Source organism: Sphingobacterium tabacisoli, assembly GCF_017908035.1.
In the GTDB taxonomy this organism is placed as follows: domain Bacteria; phylum Bacteroidota; class Bacteroidia; order Sphingobacteriales; family Sphingobacteriaceae; genus Sphingobacterium; species Sphingobacterium tabacisoli.
Genome location: NZ_JAEQMU010000001.1, coordinates 2,100,025 through 2,119,903, shown reverse-complemented (window position 1 = coordinate 2,119,903; position 19,879 = coordinate 2,100,025). Strand labels below are relative to the sequence as shown.

17 protein-coding genes are annotated in these 19,879 nt (G+C 38.9%); 13 read left to right on the top strand and 4 right to left on the bottom strand.

Annotation, left to right across the window (positions count from 1 at the left end; all coding sequences use genetic code 11):
• The first annotated feature begins 40 nt into the window (after nt 1-40).
• The 10 genes from JKG64_RS09000 (at nt 41) to JKG64_RS08955 (ending at nt 11,753) form a co-directional block, all read left to right on the top strand.
• Nucleotides 41-1,363: an MFS transporter gene (locus JKG64_RS09000; protein WP_210353956.1), complete on the top strand. Its 1,323-nt coding sequence runs from the start codon at nt 41-43 to the stop codon at nt 1,361-1,363.
• A complete protein-coding gene (locus JKG64_RS08995; RefSeq protein WP_210353955.1) occupies nt 1,356-2,090 on the top strand; it encodes a (Fe-S)-binding protein in 735 nt (244 codons plus the stop codon). The genes JKG64_RS09000 and JKG64_RS08995 overlap by 8 nt, the downstream gene beginning before the upstream one ends.
• 115 nt (nt 2,091-2,205) lie before the next feature.
• Nucleotides 2,206-3,084, top strand: coding sequence for a sugar phosphate isomerase/epimerase family protein (locus tag JKG64_RS08990; RefSeq protein WP_210353954.1), 879 nt, complete (start codon nt 2,206-2,208; stop codon nt 3,082-3,084).
• 78 nt (nt 3,085-3,162) lie between these two features.
• The gene (locus JKG64_RS08985) at nt 3,163-3,963 is read left to right on the top strand and encodes a hypothetical protein (RefSeq protein ID WP_210353953.1); all 801 of its coding nucleotides are present in this window, start codon (nt 3,163-3,165) and stop codon (nt 3,961-3,963) included.
• Between the two features lie 99 nt (nt 3,964-4,062).
• Nucleotides 4,063-5,628, top strand: a complete 1,566-nt coding sequence (locus tag JKG64_RS08980; protein ID WP_210353952.1) for a peptide MFS transporter — start codon at nt 4,063-4,065, stop codon at nt 5,626-5,628.
• A 128-nt stretch (nt 5,629-5,756) separates the two neighbouring features.
• Nucleotides 5,757-7,550 carry a peptide MFS transporter gene (locus JKG64_RS08975; protein ID WP_210353951.1) on the top strand — a complete coding sequence of 598 codons (1,794 nt, stop codon included), beginning with the start codon at nt 5,757-5,759 and terminating at the stop codon, nt 7,548-7,550.
• A 53-nt stretch (nt 7,551-7,603) separates the two neighbouring features.
• On the top strand, nt 7,604-9,136 hold the full coding sequence (locus JKG64_RS08970) for a peptide MFS transporter (RefSeq protein WP_210353950.1): 1,533 nt from the start codon (nt 7,604-7,606) through the stop codon (nt 9,134-9,136).
• Between the two features lie 64 nt (nt 9,137-9,200).
• Entirely contained in the window at nt 9,201-9,926 is a 726-nt protein-coding gene (locus tag JKG64_RS08965; protein ID WP_210353949.1) for a polyprenol monophosphomannose synthase, read from the top strand.
• Nucleotides 9,926-10,948, top strand: a complete 1,023-nt coding sequence (gene ruvB, locus JKG64_RS08960) for a Holliday junction branch migration DNA helicase RuvB (protein ID WP_210353948.1) — start codon at nt 9,926-9,928, stop codon at nt 10,946-10,948. The genes JKG64_RS08965 and ruvB overlap by 1 nt, the downstream gene beginning before the upstream one ends.
• 19 nt (nt 10,949-10,967) lie before the next feature.
• Nucleotides 10,968-11,753, top strand: coding sequence for a hypothetical protein (locus JKG64_RS08955; protein ID WP_210353947.1), 786 nt, complete (start codon nt 10,968-10,970; stop codon nt 11,751-11,753).
• A gap of 4 nt (nt 11,754-11,757) precedes the next feature.
• On the opposite strand, the gene JKG64_RS08950 is transcribed toward JKG64_RS08955, so the two are convergent.
• The 3 genes from JKG64_RS08950 to JKG64_RS08940 all read right to left on the bottom strand — a co-directional run bounded on the left by JKG64_RS08950 (nt 11,758) and on the right by JKG64_RS08940 (nt 16,301).
• Nucleotides 11,758-12,303, bottom strand: coding sequence for a hypothetical protein (locus JKG64_RS08950; protein WP_210353946.1), 546 nt, complete (start codon nt 12,301-12,303; stop codon nt 11,758-11,760).
• A 6-nt stretch (nt 12,304-12,309) separates the two neighbouring features.
• Nucleotides 12,310-14,796, bottom strand: coding sequence for a S9 family peptidase (locus tag JKG64_RS08945; RefSeq protein WP_210353945.1), 2,487 nt, complete (start codon nt 14,794-14,796; stop codon nt 12,310-12,312).
• Between the two features lie 86 nt (nt 14,797-14,882).
• Complete coding sequence (locus JKG64_RS08940; protein WP_210353944.1) at nt 14,883-16,301, bottom strand: ATP-dependent DNA helicase; 1,419 nt, start codon at nt 16,299-16,301, stop codon at nt 14,883-14,885.
• A gap of 88 nt (nt 16,302-16,389) precedes the next feature.
• Here JKG64_RS08940 and JKG64_RS08935 point away from each other — a divergent pair, with 88 nt between their 5' ends.
• Genes JKG64_RS08935 through coaD form a run of 3 tightly spaced genes read left to right on the top strand, consistent with a single transcriptional unit; the run spans nt 16,390 to nt 18,236 of the window.
• The gene (locus tag JKG64_RS08935; protein ID WP_210353943.1) at nt 16,390-17,184 is read left to right on the top strand and encodes a DUF3822 family protein; all 795 of its coding nucleotides are present in this window, start codon (nt 16,390-16,392) and stop codon (nt 17,182-17,184) included.
• Nucleotides 17,175-17,747 carry an RsmD family RNA methyltransferase gene (locus JKG64_RS08930; RefSeq protein WP_210353942.1) on the top strand — a complete coding sequence of 191 codons (573 nt, stop codon included), beginning with the start codon at nt 17,175-17,177 and terminating at the stop codon, nt 17,745-17,747. The genes JKG64_RS08935 and JKG64_RS08930 overlap by 10 nt, the downstream gene beginning before the upstream one ends.
• 21 nt (nt 17,748-17,768) lie before the next feature.
• Nucleotides 17,769-18,236 carry a pantetheine-phosphate adenylyltransferase gene (coaD, locus tag JKG64_RS08925; RefSeq protein WP_210353941.1) on the top strand — a complete coding sequence of 156 codons (468 nt, stop codon included), beginning with the start codon at nt 17,769-17,771 and terminating at the stop codon, nt 18,234-18,236.
• Here the strand turns inward: coaD and JKG64_RS08920 are convergent.
• Complete coding sequence (locus JKG64_RS08920; protein WP_210353940.1) at nt 18,233-19,537, bottom strand: DEAD/DEAH box helicase; 1,305 nt, start codon at nt 19,535-19,537, stop codon at nt 18,233-18,235. The genes coaD and JKG64_RS08920 overlap by 4 nt on opposite strands.
• Nucleotides 19,538-19,879: the final 342 nt, after the last annotated feature.

Here is a 19,879-nt window from a genome sequence, read left to right as displayed (position 1 = left end):
ATGTCTTAACAATTGGTATATTCGCTATTCAATTTTTAATATGCAAGATTTTAGAAAGAATGACAAGAGAATAATCCGTTCCTGGGCTATGTTTGATTGGGCGAACTCCGCTTATAACCTTGTCATTACCTCCACCATCTTTCCTATTTATTATATTGCGATTACAAGTTCAAAGTCCGGCGGTGATGATTGGGTTGATTTCTTCGGAATAGAGGTTATAAACACCGTGCTATCTAATTATGCTCTAGCTCTAGCTTATCTGATTATGGTATTAGCATTACCTTTTCTTTCTGCTTATGCGGATGCTAATGGACGGAAAATGCAGGTTATGAAGACCTTTACCTATATTGGTGCTTTGGCTTGTATGGGCTTGTTCTTTTTTAAGCTCGATACCCTTGAACTTGGAATAGTGTGTTTTACACTGGCAGCCATGGGATATATAGGTGGTGTTGCCATTAATAATTCTTACTTGCCGATTATTGCGAGCCCAGACCGGCAGGATGCGGTGAGTGCGAAAGGGTTTGCTTATGGTTATGTAGGTTGTGTGACTATTCAGGTCATTTGTTTTGTGTTTGTCCTGAAGCCCGATTGGTTTGGAATTGTGGACAGATCATTTCCTGCTCGTCTCTCTTTCTTGTTGGTTGGAATATGGTGGTTGGGTTTCTCTATGATTCCCTTTCGTGTATTGCCCAACAATCAGCCATCAGAGCATGCTTCAGGAAAGGGACTTTTTGAAAGAGTGTATACTGAGTTTCGAAGTGTTTGGCAACAAATCAGCCTGAATAAAGCTGTTAAGCGGTTCTTGCCAGCTTATTTCTTTAATTCCGTGGGTGTACAGACCATAATGGTGGTGGCTACGATGTTTGGTCAAAAAGAGCTTGATCTAGAGCAAGAGTCGCTTATTGTCACTATTATTTTAATTCAATTGGTGGCAATTATTGGAGCCTATCTGATGTCTTATCTTGCAAAGCATTATGGTAATATTAAGGTGCTGATGATGGTTACTTTATTGTGGGTAGGAATTTGTGTGTCGGCTTACTATCTAAGTAGCGAAATCCAATTTTATGGATTAGCATTTATGGTGGGATTGTTGATGGGAGGTATACAATCGTTATCGCGGTCTACTTATTCGAAGCTATTGCCTCAGGATCTAGAGGATACAACTTCATTCTTTAGTTTTTATGACATTACGGAGAAGTTGGCCATTGTAGTGGGGCTATTCCTTTTTGGTTTAATAGAGCAGATAACTCATAATATTAGGTACTCTGCACTTTCGCTATCGGTTTTCTTTATTTTGGGTTTCCTGTTGTTGATCAGGGCCTTGAGGTATAATACATATTTAAAACAAGTCTCTAATGGATAAGAAAGTTGAGTTGTTTGTTCCTTGTTTTATAGATCAGTTATATCCTGATACTGCATTTAATACTATACAATTATTAGAACGGGTCGGTTGTGAGGTTATATATAACAGTGAACAGACCTGTTGTGGGCAGCCTGCTTATAATGCAGGGTTTTGGGATGAAGCTAAGGATGTTGGCGCTAATTTCCTGAAGAAATTTACGGAGGAAAACTATATTGTAGCACCATCAGCATCCTGTGTTGGGATGCTTAAAAAAGGCTATAATGATCTATTTACCAATTCTATTGAGCATAATCGGTGCAGAAATATCCAACGTCATGTATACGAAATTTCTGATTTTTTAGTTAATGTAATTAAAAGGGACTATTTTGGTGCTGAATTAGTTGGAACCGCAGTGTATCATGATTCGTGTTCGGCACTAAGGGACTGTGGGATAAAAGAAGAACCTAGAAAATTATTAGCGCAGGTCGGTGGATTAGAATTGGTGGAAATGAAAGGCCAGGAGACCTGTTGTGGTTTCGGCGGTACTTTTGCGGTTAAGTTTGAAGGTATTTCGGCAGCGATGGCCGAGCAAAAGGTTCAAAATGCACAGGCTGTGAATGCAGATTATATTATTTCAACAGATGCATCTTGTTTATTACAGCTTCAGGCGTATATTGACAAACACCATATTCCGATTAAAACGATGCATCTTGTAGATGTATTGACCTCGGGATGGGCAAATATATAGCATATCCATGGTAGTATAGTAGTCTGTAGACATAGGTGGGAATTGAATATGGATATTAATTTAATATGAATATTAAAAGATAAATAATTTATATTTCAATCTAAACAAACTAAAAATGAATTCAAGAAGAGATTTTATTAGAACTTTGGGCCTAGCTACAGCAGGACTAGCTATGGCACCGAATTTGGATGTTTTTGCAGGTAAGAAGAAATGGTTTGATATTTCTCTTGCGGAATGGTCTTTACATCGCACGATTAATAAGGGAGAACTTAAGAATATTGATTTTCCTGAATTTGCAGCTAAGAAGTTTGGTATATATGGAGTGGAGTATGTCAATCAGTTTTTTAAAGATAAAGCTAAGGATATGACGTATTTGAAAGACCTTAACGATAGAGCTAAAAGTAACGGTGTGACGAATGTTTTGATCATGGTGGATGGTGAAGGTGAGTTGGCCGGTGCAGATGAAAGTAAGCGTAAGCAAGCTGTCGAAAATCATTACAAGTGGATTGATGCCGCACATTTCTTAGGTTGTAAATCAATACGTGTCAATGCTGCAGGTAAAGGGTCTAAAGAGGAAATGAAAGATCGCATGGTCGAGAGTTTATCCACACTAGCGGAATACGGTAAAAAGGCTAAAATCAATGTTGTTGTAGAAAATCATGGCGGAACTTCTTCGCTAGGCGACTGGTTGGCTGATGTATTGAAGACGGTGGGCAAGAAGAACTGTGGTTCCTTACCTGATTTTGGAAATTTCTATGAGTATGACCGTTATCAAGGAGTAATTGATTTGATGCCTTATGCAAAGGGGGTGAGTGCTAAATCCAATGTTTTCGATGATAAAGGAAATGAAGCGGTAATTGATTATGCGAGAATGATGGAGATTGTTAAAAAGGCAGGTTATAAAGGTTATGTGGGGATTGAGTATGAAGGAAAAGAACTTAGCGAGATTGATGGTATTTTAGCGACCAAGGCTTTGTTAGAACGTTTTCAATAAGCTATGCTTCGGAATTGCTTTTTATTGTTTAGTCTGTTGATGATTTGTTCATCTGGTTATGGACAGAATAACTCTAAAATGACTGTTTGGCAAGATAGTTTATTGAATCTTGGCTCCCGGATGTTTGGAGAGATTGCAGAAACAGAGCGTATAGAAAGCAATTTTACTTTTGTGAAGACTTTGGTTTCTGCCCTAAAGGAACCAAATTCTTTTTATTTTGCTTTTGAAAAGCTAAAGATGGTTTCCATTCTGAGTGCTCCAGATAAATCGTTTCGAATTATAAGCTGGAACTTGCCTTTACAGGATGGCTCCTACCTGTATTATGGTACCATACAGCATAAATCAGGTACTATCAAGCTGACACCTTTGCTTGATAAAACCTTTCAAATTGACTCTCCGGACCTGACTGTCGTGTCTAACAAAGATTGGTATGGGGCACAATATTTTGATATTGTACCTTTAGCTAAAAACCAATACATTGTTTTAGGTTGGAAAGGACATCACCCAGATTATACAAAGAAGGTAATAGACATCCTGAATTTTGCTCCAAACGGCGATGTGTCTTTTGGTGCACATGTTTTTTCTGATGACCCAAAATTGGCGCGAAAAATCTTTTCTTTTACAAGACAGGCTGCTATGTATTTAAAATATAATGGAGCAGAAGCGAGGATAGAATTTGATCATATCGTAGCAGCCGATCCAAGTATGGAAGGGAATTTTAAATATTATGGACCTGATCTGTCACACGATGCTTATGTAATAGAGCGTGGTAAGTTGGTTTTTAAGGAAAATATTCAACTTCAAAATCCAGTTTCTGGAGATGAGGGAAAGTATATCGATCCACTGAAACCGAGTAAAAAACTAAAGAGTGGTCTGTAGTAGAAATGTAACTATTTTATTGGGGTATGTCGCTTTATTAAGAAATTATGTTTTCTTTGTTACTTATTATAACTAAAATATTGATATTGATCTAAGATTATGATTGAACAGAAAGACAATGTGCTTGCTAATCATTTGACCAGTAGTGGTATGGATAATAAAATGGTCATGGGGCATCCCGCGGGACTATTTGTGTTGTTCTTTACAGAAATGTGGGAACGCTTCAGCTACTACGGTATGCGGGCGCTGTTAACTACATTTTTGATTACAGAGATAGCTAAAGGGGGATGGGGATGGACCAACGAAAGTGCGATGAGTCTGTATGGTTGGTATACCATGCTCGTTTATGCTACTCCAATCATAGGAGGATACATCGCCGATAAGCTTACTGGACAGCGGAAGGCTATCCTTATTGGTGCCTTATTAATGACTTTGGGGCATGCATCTATGGCATTAGAAGGATTTGAGAAGAACTTTTTCTTTTTAGGTCTGGGGTTGATGATTCTTGGTAATGGTATGTTCAAACCAAACATTTCGTCAATGGTTGGTCAGCTTTACCCAAATACGAGCGCGAAGAAAGACGCTGGTTATACCATTTTCTACATGGGAATAAATGCCGGTTCGTTTTTAGGTTCTTTGTTATGTGGTTATCTTGGTGAGAAAATTGGTTGGCACTATGGCTTCGGGTTGGCCGGTATCTTTATGTTCTTCGGAATGTTACAGTTTTTTGTAGCACAACGTGTATTTGGTATTGTAGGAGAACAACCTAAGAAGGAGGAAGTGAAAAGCACAGAAGAAGAAGAAACTCCTAAGCATGTAGTTCGTGACCGTCTGATTGTGGTTGCCGTATTGATGATTGCAAGTATATTCTTCTTTTTAGCATTTGAGCAAGCAGGAGGTTCTATGACCATCTTTGCTAAAAACTATACCCAACGGATACTAGAAGGTACACAAGCTATCACATTTAAATGGCTGGATGCACTTTTAACGATCATACCGATTGCTGCTGTTACTTTTGTTTTATTCAAACTATCCGCAAAAATATTCGATAAATATCCGCTGACTATTATTTTCACACTTATTTCATTTGCTTCAATCGCAATTTTAGGAATATGGAAAGTGTATCGTGAGTTTACCGCTATCGATACGGAAGTGACTGTTGCTTGGTTTCAGATTTTGAATGCATTTTTTATCGTAACTTTTGCTTCTTTATTCAGTAAGTTGTGGGAGAAGATCTGGAACCCATCTGGTCCAGTGAAGTTCGCTTTGGGATTATTGTTGGTTGGAATTGGTTTTATTGTGCTAGCTTATGGTAGTAGTTCAATACCAAAGGGAGCTGAGACTGCCGCAGTGAGTATGGTCTGGTTGGTTTTAGCATACTTTTTCCATACTATGGGTGAATTATGTCTATCTCCTGTAGGGCTATCGTACGTGAGTAAATTGTCGCCTAAAAAATTATTGGGATTAATTTTTGGATTTTGGTTTCTTGCTTCCGCGATTGCCAACAAAATTGGCGCTTCGATGGGGGGAATGATTGATAAGATATCGCAAGAATACTCTATGTCCGTTTTCTTTTTGATTATTGCGGCACTTCCAATTGTCGTGGCATTGATTTTATTATTGTTAAATCCGATGCTGAAAAAGAAAATGCATGGAATAAAATAATGATATGTTGTAGAAGCAAAAGGTTCAGTGAATAGTTATTCTGAACCTTTTGCTTTTTAGTTACGTATTATTAGGCGTGAAATTGTATTTTTGATAGTTTTTAATTTAAATAAAAAATTTTATAACGTATGAGTCAAGTTTCGGACGCTTCTTTTTCGGAAGAATTAGAGAAGCAGGGGATAGACGGTAGTCTAGTGTTGGGGCATCCATCAGGATTGTTTGTTTTGTTTTTTACAGAGATGTGGGAACGTTTCTCCTTCTATGGAATGCGTGTTTTGTTGATTAACTTTCTGACAACAGCTATTATATCAGGTAGCCCTTTCTCTGGATGGGGATGGGATCCTGTGCAAGCGGGGGCATTGTACGGTACTTACGCTATGTTATTGTACATTACACCGATTTTTGGAGGTATATTGGCAGATAAATTCCTAGGATATAGGTTTGCTGTAGTGATTGGAGCCGCTATTATGACGCTGGGCCATTTGTTTATGGCTTTTGATACGCCGCTTTTTCTTTATCTCGGTTTGGGAGCTTTAGTGATTGGTACTGGTTTTTTTAAACCTAATATGACTTCTATACTTTCCGAAATGTACAAGAAATTCCCACAGAAGAAAGACGGTGCTTATACTATTTTCTATATGGGGGTCAATGCTGGAGCATTTTTCGGTATGATGCTTTGTGGTTATCTAGCAGAAAAAGTTGGTTGGCACTGGGGATTTGGCTTAGCGGGTATTTTTATGTTTTTGGGTACTTTACAGTTCTGGTTCGCGAAACCTATATTTGGTAAAGTTGGAGATCCGCCTTCGGCCGAGCAAAAGGAATCTGCTAAACAGACAGCGGCTACTTCTCTAGATCCTGATGATAAACCTAATCCGTTTACTGCATTAGATACAATTTTAATTGTAGCGATGACAGTGTTGGGTTTGGCTTATGCGTTCAATGACCCGCTATCTAAAATTGCGGGATTAGATATTTTATCTGGTTTGCAGTTGGGAGCGGTTGCAGGGCAGAATGTTGCAATTATTGCCGCCTTGGTTTTGTTTTTCTTTGTGGTGATATCACGGTTGACTCGTTATACGAAGGTCGTAAGACAGCGAATGATTGCTGTAATTATATTTGCTTTTTTTGTCATTTTCTTTTGGATGTCGTTTGAGCAGGGCGCGTCATCGTTGGTCATATTTGCCCGCGATAATGTGGATCGAACGCTAGAAGGTAACTCGTTGACGATTTTTAATATCGTTAATATGTTATTGACTATTGTTCCTCTCGCGTTGATTACTTATGTGGTAGCGAAATTGACAAAACAGACTTATGGTAAGGCTCCTCTTTCTAATATTGTACAGGCAGTGTGTTTTGCCGGAATCTGGGGAATCGCTATTTGGATGTTGTACCGTGAGTTTACCGCAGAGGCGTCAGAAATTACGGTGTCTTGGTTCTCTATCATGAACTCCTTCTTTATTATTACATTTGCCAGCTCTATTTCGAAAATATGGGACTCAAAGTTTAACCCACCAGCCGCGGTTAAATATGGAATGGGGTTAATCGTTATGGCTATAGGTTTCGGTTTATTGGCTTTCGGGGCGCATGGTATTCAGGAAGGTGTCAAAGTATCTATGATTTGGTTGGTTTTAGCTTACTTGTTTCATACACTGGGAGAATTGTGTTTATCTCCAGTGGGCCTATCTTACGTATCTAAATTGGTTCCTGCTCGAATGATTGCCTTTATGTTTGGTATGTGGTATCTGGCGATTGCGATAGGTAATAAGCTAGCAGCGATATTAGGTGGAGAAATTGAAAATATTACAAAGGAATACTCGTTGAGTACGTTCTTCCTCATCTTTACTATAGTACCAGTCGTGGCAGGTATACTTGTGATGTTATTACATCCTGTTTTGAAAAGATTAATGCACGGAGTTAAATAAAAATGAAATGCCTTCCTGCCGGAAGGCATTTTTACAATTAGTTATATTAGATTATGTCAACAGAGGCACAAAAATCACTGGAAGAAGTTCAGAGTTTTGAAGGGAAATACCCAAAACAGATATGGAGTTTGTTTTTTTCCGAGATGTGGGAGCGTTTTTGCTTTTATGGAATGCGGGGAATGTTGGTTTTCTTTATGATTACTCAACTCAATTTTGGAGAGAAAGAAGCTAATCTGCAGTATGGGGCAACGCAAGCCTTTGTATATGCCTTTACTTTTATTGGAGGATTGTTCGCTGATAAGATTCTGGGTTTTCGGAAATCTTTATTCTGGGGTGGCTTACTGATGATCGTAGGTAGTGTACTGTTGGCTATTGATACCCATGAGTTTTTCTTTTTTGGTTTAGCATTTATTATAATCGGTACAGGTTTCTTTAAACCTAATATTTCGACTATGGTGGGCGAATTGTACCGCGAAGGTGATCCTCGGAGAGATGCCGGTTTTTCTCTATTCTATGCTGGTATTAACTTAGGTGCTTTTTTGGGAGGATATATCTGCGTGGCTATTGGAAAAGGATATATGTTGAGTTCGGTAATTGATGAAGCACATCGTTGGAATGTGGCGTTTGGGCTTGCCGCTATCGGAATGCTGATCAGTTTGATTAATTTCCACTTTACGCAACGACAGCTTGGACCAATTGGATTGAAACCGGGACATCCTGATGCTATCGTAAAAACAAAAGCGCTCCCGAAAGCGGCCGAGTATGCCGTCTATATCGGTACATTGCTTCTTGTGCCTTTGATTCAAGTGATGGTCTCTAAAACGGAGTATACAGATTACTTTATGTATATAATTGGGCCATTAACTTTGATATATCTGTTTTATGAAATGAGCAAAGTTGGAAAAGAGGAAAGACATAAGTTGATTGCTGCGCTTATCTTTATCTTGTTTTCTATTGTGTTTTGGGGAATCTACGAACAGAGTGGAGGTTCCTTAAGTATATTTGCTGCTAAAAATCTAAATGATTCTGTATTGGGAGGAGCATTCCATTTAGATCCGAACGGTGTTAATAATTCAGGAGGAGCGTTCTTTATTATTCTTTTAGCGCCGTTATTTGGACTACTGTGGATTTGGTTGTCTAAGCGGAAATTAGAACCGAATACCATTATTAAATTTGGATTGGGGTTTGTCTTCTTAGGTTTGGGCTTTTATGTTCTTTATGCTACGCGTTTTTTCGCGATAGAAGGGATTACTTCGTTGGATATCTTTACCATAGCATTATTAGTGATTACTGTAGGCGAATTATGTCTGTCGCCAATAGGCCTGTCTATTATGACCAAATTATCTCCAGCAAGACTGCAAGGGATTATGATGGGGATGTGGTTTTTGGCTAGTGCATACGGACAGTATGTGGCTGGACTAATAGGAGCAAATATGGCAGAAGCTAGAGAAGGCGATTCGCTCATGGATAAATTGATTACGTATACAGAAGGTTATAAGCAGTTGGGATTATATTCGTTAATTGCTGGGGCGATACTGATTGTATTGTCTCCATATATCAAAAAGCTAATGCATGGTGTCAATTAGCGTTTATTCAATCGCAATTTGAAGTTAAATTTGTTATTTTTGTGGCTTATACTTTTATCATATAGTGGCTGATAGTATCGTAATAATTCCTACTTACAATGAAATTGAGAATATTGAGAATATCATCAGGAAGGTATTTTCTCTTGCAGTGAATTTCCATGTTCTAGTAGTTGACGACGGCTCTCCTGACGGCACAGCTGATGTAGTAAAGGCTTTGATGGTAGAGTTTCCTGGAAGGCTTTTTATTGAAGAGCGTCGTGGGAAATTAGGATTGGGTACAGCCTATATACATGGCTTTAGATGGTCTTTGGCGCGTAGTTATACCTATGTTTTTGAAATGGACGCTGATTTTAGTCACAATCCAGAGGATTTGATTAGGCTACGAGAAGCGGCATTGTCAGGAGCAGATATGGTTATTGGGTCTCGCTATGTCCGTGGCGTAAATGTTGTAAACTGGCCAATGAGTAGAGTGCTTATGTCTTATTTCGCTTCGGTATATGTGCGCTTGATAACGCGGATCAATATTCAGGATGCGACAGCAGGATTTGTCTGCTTTAATCGTAAGGTACTTGAAAAAATAGATTTGGATAAGATTAAGTTTGTAGGCTATGCATTCCAGATAGAAATGAAATTTAAAGCCATTCAATATGGTTTTAATGTGGTAGAAGTACCTATTATATTTACAGATAGAACACTAGGTGTGTCGAAAATGAGCACCAAGATTTTTCGTGAAGCTTTTTTTGGTGTTATTCAATTGAAGTTGGAAAGTCTTTTTAAACCTTATAAATAATGAACGAGAATCTAGATCCGAATCCTGAAAAGATGAATCCTACCGATAAGGACATGGAGCGGGTCTTGCGTCCGCAGGCATTTGATGACTTTACAGGACAGGCTAAGATTCTAGAAAACTTATCGATATTCGTTCAGGCTGCCAAATTGAGGGGGGAGGCATTGGATCATGTATTATTACATGGCCCTCCAGGCTTAGGAAAGACTACACTTTCTCATATCATTGCCAATGAAATGGGGGTAGGAATCAAGATTACTTCTGGTCCGGTTTTAGATAAACCGGGAGATTTGGCTGGACTTTTGACCAATCTGGATGAAGGCGATATTTTGTTTATCGATGAGATACATCGCCTATCACCTGTAGTAGAAGAATATCTCTACTCGGCTATGGAAGATTTTAAAATAGATATCATGTTGGAGACTGGCCCGAATGCACGGTCCGTACAGATATCATTAAATCCATTTACGCTGGTAGGAGCAACTACGCGCTCTGGTTTATTGACAGCCCCCTTACGTGCGCGGTTTGGAATCAACTCCCGCCTACAATATTACGATGCTAAGCTCCTGACGACTATCGTACAGCGTTCTGCTGGTATACTAGATGCTGCAATCAGTGAAGAAGGAGCTTATGAAATAGCAAGACGGAGCCGCGGTACGCCACGTATTGCGAATGCATTACTGCGTCGGACGAGAGATTTTGCGCAGATTAAAGGAAACGGTAGTATCGATAAGGCAATCGCACAGTATGCGCTAAATGCACTTAATGTGGATGAACATGGGTTGGATGAAATGGATAATCGGATACTATCAACGATCATAGATAAGTTTAAGGGCGGGCCTGTGGGGTTGAAAACTATCGCTACCGCTGTAGGAGAAGATGAGGGGACGATAGAAGAGGTGTATGAACCATTTTTAATACAGGAAGGGTATATCATGCGGACGTCTCGTGGAAGGGAATGTACAGAAAGTGCTTATAAACATTTGGGTAAAAATCATTTTAATAAAGGAAATACCTTATTTTAGTGTTAAATAGGATTAATATATGCTTAGAACTACACTCGCCGCAATTTTTATTTTAGGAGTTTCAGCTGTTAAAGCGCAAGAAGGTTGTCCCACACCATATGGAATACAGAATGAAACGAAGCGCTATCATGTTGCTGCTGGAGTGGGGCTGACTCATTTATATGGTGATATTGATAAGGCAGGAACGATGGGAAAGGCTTTCTTTTTGAAAGGTGACTATCAGGTAAAAAGAGGCTTCTATGTTGGGGTGGAAGGACAGTTCGGTTCACTGGAAGCCATGTCTTCACTTGTGGATTTCCGTGAAACAAAGAATAACTATATGGCTGGAGGTCTCATGTTAACATTTCATCCCTTTGAGTTCTTCTCTTCGGGAGGTTTTCAGCATTCGGCATTAGATGTGTTGAAAAACTCATTTTATGTGGGGGTAGGTATGCTCGGAATCATGAATAATTATAAGGACAATGTATTTCGGGATGACAATTATTATGAAGCTGACTATAAGGGAACTGTCCCACCAGGAAACTATGGGCCAATAGACCATTATGACGAAAACGGGGTGCCCATTTTTAAAAAGAAAATTAATTCTTACACGATGCCCACTGCCAATGTTGGCCTAGCTGTTCCTATCAATAGACGCTATTCCAAAACAGGTAGTTATTGGAGTGCCTTGGTCAATGCGCAGTTTAATTTTGCTAATAATGACTTGTTAGATGGTTATATGCCATACGATGAGCAATTTAGAAGGATAGGCACTAAGAATGATATGTATACGATGTATTCGTTAGGAGCTAGATATTCCTTTTAAGGGATTACCTTATTTTTTTTAAGATTTTTTGACCTCTGCTGGATAATGCAGGGGTTTTATTTTTTTCTAAATCGAAATGAATCTGTGTGCGTAGTTCCCGTGCTAACCATTCATACTTCATTGTGAAGTTAAATAAGATATCATAGGCATTGCACCGAACAGCTATTGGGCAATCTACTGCCGCCAAGACTTGAAATGTTTTTTCTAATAGCCCTTCTTCCTGCTCGTCACTCAATAATGTTGTGGTTTTACTACTGGTTTTGGTCAGCTCTATAATTAGCTTAGTTATACTTCTTAGTACGCTCCAGTTATTACTTGAAGTATACAGATCTATAATTTGTCCTCGGTACTGATGCAATAAAGCAGGAGAATGAAGGAGAAGGTGTTCTAAAGCCCAGGCAGCTCGGAAGGCCGCGCGTGGCACTTCTGTCGATGCGCTTATGAAGATTAGCTCGTCGACCGAGATGGACTCTAAAACAGCTGTTTTAAAGTCAGAAGCACTGTATATGTACAGTGCTTCTGAAATGGTATTGAATCGTATTTTGTCCATTTATAGTTAGCGTCTTAAAGGACGTTCTTTATTGATCTCTGTCATGTCGACTTCGTTTATTTTAGATGAACCCAATAGGTGTTCACTAAAGTAGTCGGCCATTTTCCAAAAGAAGTATTCTGTCATATCTCCGAATGCATGTCGTTGTCCTGGTAATAACACAAAATCAAATCTTTTGTTTGCTTTGATTAGTGCATCGACCATACGGATGGAGTTGGCTGGGTGGACGTTATTATCAATGTCTCCTGTTACGATCAAGAGTTTTCCTTTTAGGTTTTTCGCTAATTCGGTGTTTTTTTCGATTTGGTAGTTAAAAGATGTGTCTCCTTTTGAAGAAACTTCCTCTTTGACTCCATGGTGACGCTCTGACCACCATCTGTTATAGATGTTGTTTTCATGGTTCCCTGCGCCAGATACAGCGACTTTAAAGAAGTCAGGATATACCAGCATCGCCGCAGTAGACATAAAACCACCTCCAGAATGACCTGTAATACCTACTCTATTGATGTCGATGAAGGAATGTTTATTTGCCAATTGCTCGGCTACAACTTTTTTGTCTTCTAGTCCATAATCTCTCAAATTTCCATAACCGTATGTATGGTACCATTTTGAACGGGAAGGATGTCCGCCCCGGTTTCCTACAGAAATCACGATGAATCCCATTTGCGCTAAGCGGTCAATCCGATCCATGCCCCTGCCGAAGCTTTTGTTGACCGCTTCAGTCTGTGGTCCTGGGTATACGTACTCGATAATTGGGTAGGTCTTTGTCGAATCGAAGTCGAATGGTTTGTACATAACACCATATAGGTCGGTAATACCATCTCCAGCTTTGACTTTGAAAGGCTCCGGAAATTTGTACCCTGTTGCGAAAAGCTGTGACAAATCGGCCTCTTCTAATTTCATAATAAGTTGCCCAGAAGCACTGTATAGATTACTAACAGGTTTGGAATTGACGCGAGAGAAATTGTCTACGATATAGTTACCACTTTCACTAACTTCGACTTGGTGATCAAAGTCTCCCGGAGTCAATAATCTTGGAGTACCTCCGTTTTTGTTCACGGAGTAGTAAAAAGTATAATATGGGTCTATGCCTTTTTCTTTACCGTTAGCTTTGAAAAACAAACTACCTGTTGACTCCTGATAAGCGGTCAACTCATCACAATGGAAATCTCCTTTTGTAATCTGATGTATTAACTTGCCTTGTATGTCATATAGGTAAAAATGTCCCCAGCCATCGCGTTGAGACCAATGTATAAATTGCTTGCCATTATTGACTAGTTTAGGGGCTTTGATATCTAAATAAACATTGGAGCGCTCTTCTACGAGGATACGTGTACTGCCATCGACATTGACTGCAATAACATCTATTTTTTTCAAATCCCGACTGGAGCGAGCCATGTAGAATTCCTGATTGTTGCCCAGCCAATAGTTAATGTAGTGTTTGCCTTTGAAACTAGCTTTCGTTCTTTCCTGTCCCCATAAGTTAAGTGTTTGGTTTTTAAAAGCGGCAATAGTTACTTGTTTAGGTTGGTGATTGTCTGTATTGAAAATGTATAATTCAGCTTCGGTAGAATCTTTTTCACCAGGCATTAAGTATTTGTAGGTCTCTAATGTAGGACGTTTGCCTCCAACATTATTAATTACCCAAAGGTCAGAAATAGCGCGATTGTCTTTTCTGGAGATCGCGAAGTGTTTACCATTAGGCGACCAATTAAGCCAAACTCCTTTGCGTTTTTTTAATTCTTCCTCCTGAGTCTTTTTATCAGCAGTGGTAGTGCTGTATTGATCACCTCCCCAAGCATAGTATTGTACACCATCGGTAGTGATCTGATGCTCGATTATAGTGGAGTCTTTTTCATCTTTAGAGGCTTTGAGATAGTTCGCATAATCCATCCAGTATAAGTTGTAGTTTTTTGCGAAGTAAACTCGAGTTGTATCCGGATTAAAGCTGGCCCAACTTGGTCTTGTCTTTTCTTTTGTCGTATCACTGATTTCTTTTAATTCTCTAGATACAATGTTGTATTCAAAATGAAAGTTTTTCCGTTTGATGGTATCCTTTTTGTTGGTTTGTTTTTCAATCTCTTCTTTGCTTTTTACCGTGTCTTTTGTACTCTGAACTTCGAAACGAATGACATTTTCATTGTCCATAAAACGAAGGTTATCTAAAGTAAGATGTTGCGCATCAAATGGGTTTCGGACGATAGAAGTGACCTTTGCCGCCATTTCTGCATTATCAAAAAGGCTTGTTTTTTTTCGGGCAGCGGGGTCTACCAAATACCAATTCTTGCCAGATGGTGTGGTGTATTCATACCAAAATTTGTCACTATGATTAATCCAATTCGGTTTTACATCAGTTGAAAAGATTAAATTTCTCAACTTACTAGGGGCATACTTCGCCGCTTGGGAGTAATTCGGCTTGACCGGTTTTTCTGCTTCTTGAGCATGCCCAAAGCGCACACATAAGGCTAATAAACCTAATAAATAGTACTTCATGTCAAATGAAAATGTTAATAATTTAGGTAGCTAAAATATCCTTTTATTTAAGGAGAAACGATGGATAGCTGTAATATTTTTGATAGCTAGTAGAACTTTTCATTGAAGTTGACCAAGAAGAGTTCTCTTGTAGCCCGTGTAATACCCGTATAGAGCCATCTTAAAAATTCGGTGTTCAACATTTCATCTGTCATATAGCCTTGGTCTACAAAAACGAGAGGCCATTGCCCTCCTTGTGCTTTGTGACAGGTAATGGCATAGGCAAACTTGATTTGTAAAGCGTTGTAGTAAGGGTCTTTTTTGATCGCTTCTAGTCGATCTCTTTTTTGTGAAATGTCAGCATAGTCTTTAGCAATAGACTCATAAAGCTGTTGCTGTTGTTCGTAAGGTAAGGAAGGCGCATCTACATGAAGGCTGTCTAGGTTGACACGACAGCGGATTGCATCGCCTTCGTTGTTGTCCATAAATTCAAGATAAAGGTCAGCAAATCGAAAACCGTGCATCTCATGGATGTTACCTACTTTTCGAATCACAGCCATATCACCATTAGCGATAAAACCGGTGTGCTGTTCGTCATGTTGTTGCAACCAGTAGTAATTGTTCTTGACAACCATAATACGGTCAGATCCTGTGATCTCTTCCTCTCGGAATAAGATCTGATTACGGATATGTTTGTTGTAAAGATTCGCTGACTTATTCGAACGGCAGATAACCATACAGTTTTCTACGTCAAATTTATCATATGCGTAGTGTAATCCCTCGATGAGTTTGTCTCCATTCATCCTAAAAATATCGGTGAATTGTTTGGTGATAAACTTTGGAAAAGTATATTGGGGAGATTCTTCGTCGAGGCGGATTTCATTTCTGATTTTTGTGGCATTGAATAATATGCCAGAGCCTTTTTCTTGTCGGACGACGTCTGTCAGCTCGTAAGTATGTACATCAAGACCAAATTCTAACTGCATAAATTCGGGATCTAATGCTGGACTATTATCCAATCCGACAGGGGGTAACTGGGCACTGTCTCCTACAAATATCAGGCAACAGTTCTTGCCGGATTGAACATAGGATATTAAATCGCTGAGTAAGCCACTAGAAAATAGGCTGAATCCTTCTGTTGTAATCATGGAAGCTTCATCGACGATAAACAAGGTGTTCTCATGGAGGTTCTCAGCAAGCTCAAAATCCATTTGAAGCGAAGTAACATTACGCTTTCGGTATATTTTTTTATGAATTGTTAAGGCATTTCTGCCTGAATAGGCCCCCATTACTTTGGCAGCACGCCCGGTCGGAGCCAGTAATACACTTTTTTTGCGAATAGTGGGAAGACTGTTAACCAATGCGCTTATTATCGTCGTTTTTCCGGTACCGGCATAACCTTTAAGGATAAAGCATGAGGTATTCGAAAAAGTATGTAGAAATTCGGATAAGAGAAGAAATACTTCCTTCTGCTGCTCTGTTGGAGCCCAAGTGAATTGTTGTAAAAGCAAATTGTTGATGAACACGTTCAAAGTTATCCAAAAAGGTTTGTCATTTCAATTGTAAAAGCTAATTTTGTTTGATTGGGCGATTTATCTTTATCTTATCACACATATGAATTATACAGCAGACGATTTTCATTTTCACTATGTATCGACTTATTCACTCCTTGTTCAGAGTGATTTTCAGAATGATCACCTCGTAGTGGTGGATGAAGATAAGCAGGTTCTGGTCTACATGACCTATGATAACTTGAATCCTTCTGCAGAGGCGATTAAGATATTGAGCTTGCCATTTAAAAAGGTTTGTGTAAATCTTCCCCATCAAGATTTGATTTGGGTACCTTCTGAGGTATATCATGAAACAGAGAAAGGGCTCTATGTAGACTATTTTGCAGAAAGTGATATTAGCCGGATTACTTCTAAGCATATTGAGGCACTTGGAGTCACTGCATTATTTCAGTATGATCAATTGTTGTATAATCGTTGGAAGAAGATTTTTGCTGAGGCAGACTTTGTTCCTTACTTTGAAGTGGTCCTAAATCAGGCACAGAGTTATATTCCTATTCAGGGAGAAGTCCTTGGTGTTCATTTGTACGATGATCAAGCAGATATATTTCTATTTATAAATGGCGAGCTAAGATTGTATAATACCTTTGAGATAGCTACTCCGGATGATCTTAGTTATTTTATATTGAATGTGTTTAAAAACTTTTCGATTAAGGAAAAAGTGCCTAAAATATTACTCAGCGGGACTTCTAGAGAGTCTGAGTGGTTTGTACGATTGAATAGATATGGAGAGTGGGTTGATATGATTCAACCTAAAGAGAAATGGATTACAACTCATAGCGAAGTGTCACTACGCTTGGAAGAATTGAATGTTCTAGCAGATAGTGTATCATGCGTATAATTGGAGGGACATTGAAAGGGATTAGACTTAATCCTCCGACTAATTTGCCGGTTCGGCCTACCACTGACATCGCTAAAGAGGCGTTATTCAATATCCTGCAGCAATATGTCGAATGGGATGAGGTTAAATGTTTGGATTTATTTTGTGGAACAGGGAATATTTCGTTCGAACTCGCCTCGAGAGGGGCAAAGGAAGTTGATGCTGTAGATATTCATAATAAATGCTTATTGTATGTTCGAGAGATTGCTACTAAGCATAATTTAGATGTGATTCGCACACGTAAAGCCGACGTTCTTAAGTTTGTGCAGAGTTGTAAAGATTCATTTGATTTTATTTTTGCTGACCCTCCTTACGATATCGGAGTGTTGCCTCAATTGCCAGAACTGATCCTAACCAATGGTTTGTTGGCTTCTGGTGGTATCCTGGTGGTAGAGCATCCGACGATGCGTAAATTAGCAGCACATGATTATCATTTAGAGACTAGGACGTACGGAAATTCGTCGTTTAGCTTTTATAGGCAACCTGATATAGACATCAATGCTAGTACGGGAAATATTGAATAAAAGATAGTATTTAATGTAGATATGAAAATAGCAGTTTTTCCAGGGTCATTCGATCCTTTTACATACGCTCATAAGGATTTAGTGGATCGTTCATTAACGCTCTTTGATAAGGTTTATATTGCGGTAGGAGTGAACGCTTCAAAAAAGGGTCTTATGGGAAATGAGGAGAGAAAGTCGGCTATTGAAGAGCTGTATCGAGGTCAAGATCGTGTTGTGGTCGATGTCTTTACCGGTTTGACTGTCGATTATTGTAAAAAAATAGGCGCTACTTTTATCCTTAGAGGTCTTCGTAATACTAAAGATTTTGAGTACGAAGATGCTATAGCGCAAAATAACCTTATCATGGCACCATCGATAGAGACTTATTTTTTAATAAGTCGGAGTGGTACGGCGCATATCTCTTCGACTATTGTTCGGGATATTTTAAGCAATGGGGGAAATGTGGATAGATTGGTTCCCCCTGAGATATTAGCCTTTGTCAAAGGTTAAGTTCTGAAGAACTTAATTTTATTGCCTTTTATTTTGCCGTTTCCTCCATTCTTGATGATGTTGATGGCAATCTTTCTTCTTACCGCTATGTAAGATTCTTTATCTTTTACTTCAATCAAGCCTATATCATCTTTTTCTAGACCTTGGATTTGCAGGATGTATCCAACAATGTCTATCTTATTTACTTTGTCTTTTTTGCCAAAGGGAATGTATAGCGTACAGTAGGGCGTGTTGTCTGGCAGGGGATAGTGATCGTTCAGTATAATCTCTTCCGTGTCTTCAGGTAGGTAAGTGAAGTTATCATCCGGTTTTAACATGATGATCACTTCGCCTGAATTGTTCATTCGGGCCGTCCGTCCATTTCGATGCACAAAGGCATCTTCCTTGCTCGGTAGCTGATAATGTATAATAGTATCTATTTCGGGAATATCTAATCCCCTTGCCGCCAAATCTGTGGTAATGAGTATTCTATTACTGTTATTTCTGAATTTAAGAATCGCTAATTCTCTATCTCGTTGTTCTAATCCTCCATGAAACATATCATGAATCAGTTCTCTGTTTTCAAGTAATTCGCTGATGTGATCTACTGCATCACGGTGATTACAAAATATAAGAATTTTCTGCTCTCCCAAGCTACATATTAAATTAAATAGGGTCTTGAGTTTGTGTTGGGCTGGAGATATCGTTTTCTTGAATTGAATTGCAGGTTTGTTTTCAGCATCTGCTAAGAAATCAAGTTTTATTGGGTTATGTAAAGGTAGGATTTCTGGAAACTCATCAAGATCTGTTGCAGATGTTAGGATTTTCCGTTCCAAAGAGTGGGTCGCAGTTGTGATTTTTTCTAACTGGTCTAAGAACCCCAATTCTAAGGATTTATCAAATTCGTCTAGAACTAGGGTGTGGATGCCATCGGTTGAAAAATGAGAACGCTCTAGGTGGTATATGATCCGGCCGGGGGTTCCGATTAGTATTACGGGAGCTTCCTTTAATGCATTCCTTTCTATCTTCGTATCATGACCACCATAGCAACATAATATTTTATGCCCCTTTATAATTGTTTTGACAACGGATTCTATTTGTAATGCAAGCTCCCGGGTAGGGACAATTAATAGGATTTGTACTTCATTTTTTTTGCTTTGGATTAGCTGTTCAATTAAGAGACTAAAAGCTAATGTCTTTCCAGAGCCAGTCGGTGATAGTAGTATAAAGTCTTGCTCTGGGTTGAACTGAGACAATGTCTCTTTTTGCATATTGTTCAGATCATCAATCTGTAGTCTTTTTAAGAGCGATGTTAATTCCATGCAACAAAGATACCTTTTTCTGCGTATTATATAATTTGGCAGAATAAAACTTTCCTGATTCCTTCGGTTCATCAACAGTCATGAGACAGCGCCGATGTTATCGGGGAGCTCTTGAATGCCAATGCGAGAGGAAATTATCATGAAAAAAGTTCTTGATGTCTATTGAAACGAACGAGAGAGCTCATTGATCCCTTGGGATATAGAATCGAATCAATAATACATACACTTTCAGAAAAAAGGATAAAACTAGGATATGATAGTTTTGGCATAAGCTTTGTTTATGCATTAGTATTCATAATTTAGGTTAATAATTGGTTAGTAAAAGGACCTTTAATCTCCCCG

What these genes read in the sequence shown, in the direction of transcription:
- JKG64_RS09000 (WP_210353956.1), top strand. Translation starts at nt 41, where the DNA reads ATGCAAGATTTTAGAAAGAATGACAAGAGAATAATCCGTTCCTGGGCT.
- JKG64_RS08995 (WP_210353955.1), top strand. Translation starts at nt 1,356, where the DNA reads ATGGATAAGAAAGTTGAGTTGTTTGTTCCTTGTTTTATAGATCAGTTA.
- JKG64_RS08990 (WP_210353954.1), top strand. Translation starts at nt 2,206, where the DNA reads ATGAATTCAAGAAGAGATTTTATTAGAACTTTGGGCCTAGCTACAGCA.
- JKG64_RS08985 (WP_210353953.1), top strand. Translation starts at nt 3,163, where the DNA reads ATGACTGTTTGGCAAGATAGTTTATTGAATCTTGGCTCCCGGATGTTT.
- JKG64_RS08980 (WP_210353952.1), top strand. Translation starts at nt 4,063, where the DNA reads ATGATTGAACAGAAAGACAATGTGCTTGCTAATCATTTGACCAGTAGT.
- JKG64_RS08975 (WP_210353951.1), top strand. Translation starts at nt 5,757, where the DNA reads ATGAGTCAAGTTTCGGACGCTTCTTTTTCGGAAGAATTAGAGAAGCAG.
- JKG64_RS08970 (WP_210353950.1), top strand. Translation starts at nt 7,604, where the DNA reads ATGTCAACAGAGGCACAAAAATCACTGGAAGAAGTTCAGAGTTTTGAA.
- ruvB (WP_210353948.1), top strand. Translation starts at nt 9,926, where the DNA reads ATGAACGAGAATCTAGATCCGAATCCTGAAAAGATGAATCCTACCGAT.
- JKG64_RS08955 (WP_210353947.1), top strand. Translation starts at nt 10,968, where the DNA reads ATGCTTAGAACTACACTCGCCGCAATTTTTATTTTAGGAGTTTCAGCT.
- JKG64_RS08950 (WP_210353946.1), bottom strand. Translation starts at nt 12,303, where the DNA reads ATGGACAAAATACGATTCAATACCATTTCAGAAGCACTGTACATATAC.
- JKG64_RS08945 (WP_210353945.1), bottom strand. Translation starts at nt 14,796, where the DNA reads ATGAAGTACTATTTATTAGGTTTATTAGCCTTATGTGTGCGCTTTGGG.
- JKG64_RS08935 (WP_210353943.1), top strand. Translation starts at nt 16,390, where the DNA reads ATGAATTATACAGCAGACGATTTTCATTTTCACTATGTATCGACTTAT.
- JKG64_RS08930 (WP_210353942.1), top strand. Translation starts at nt 17,175, where the DNA reads ATGCGTATAATTGGAGGGACATTGAAAGGGATTAGACTTAATCCTCCG.
- coaD (WP_210353941.1), top strand. Translation starts at nt 17,769, where the DNA reads ATGAAAATAGCAGTTTTTCCAGGGTCATTCGATCCTTTTACATACGCT.
- JKG64_RS08920 (WP_210353940.1), bottom strand. Translation starts at nt 19,537, where the DNA reads ATGGAATTAACATCGCTCTTAAAAAGACTACAGATTGATGATCTGAAC.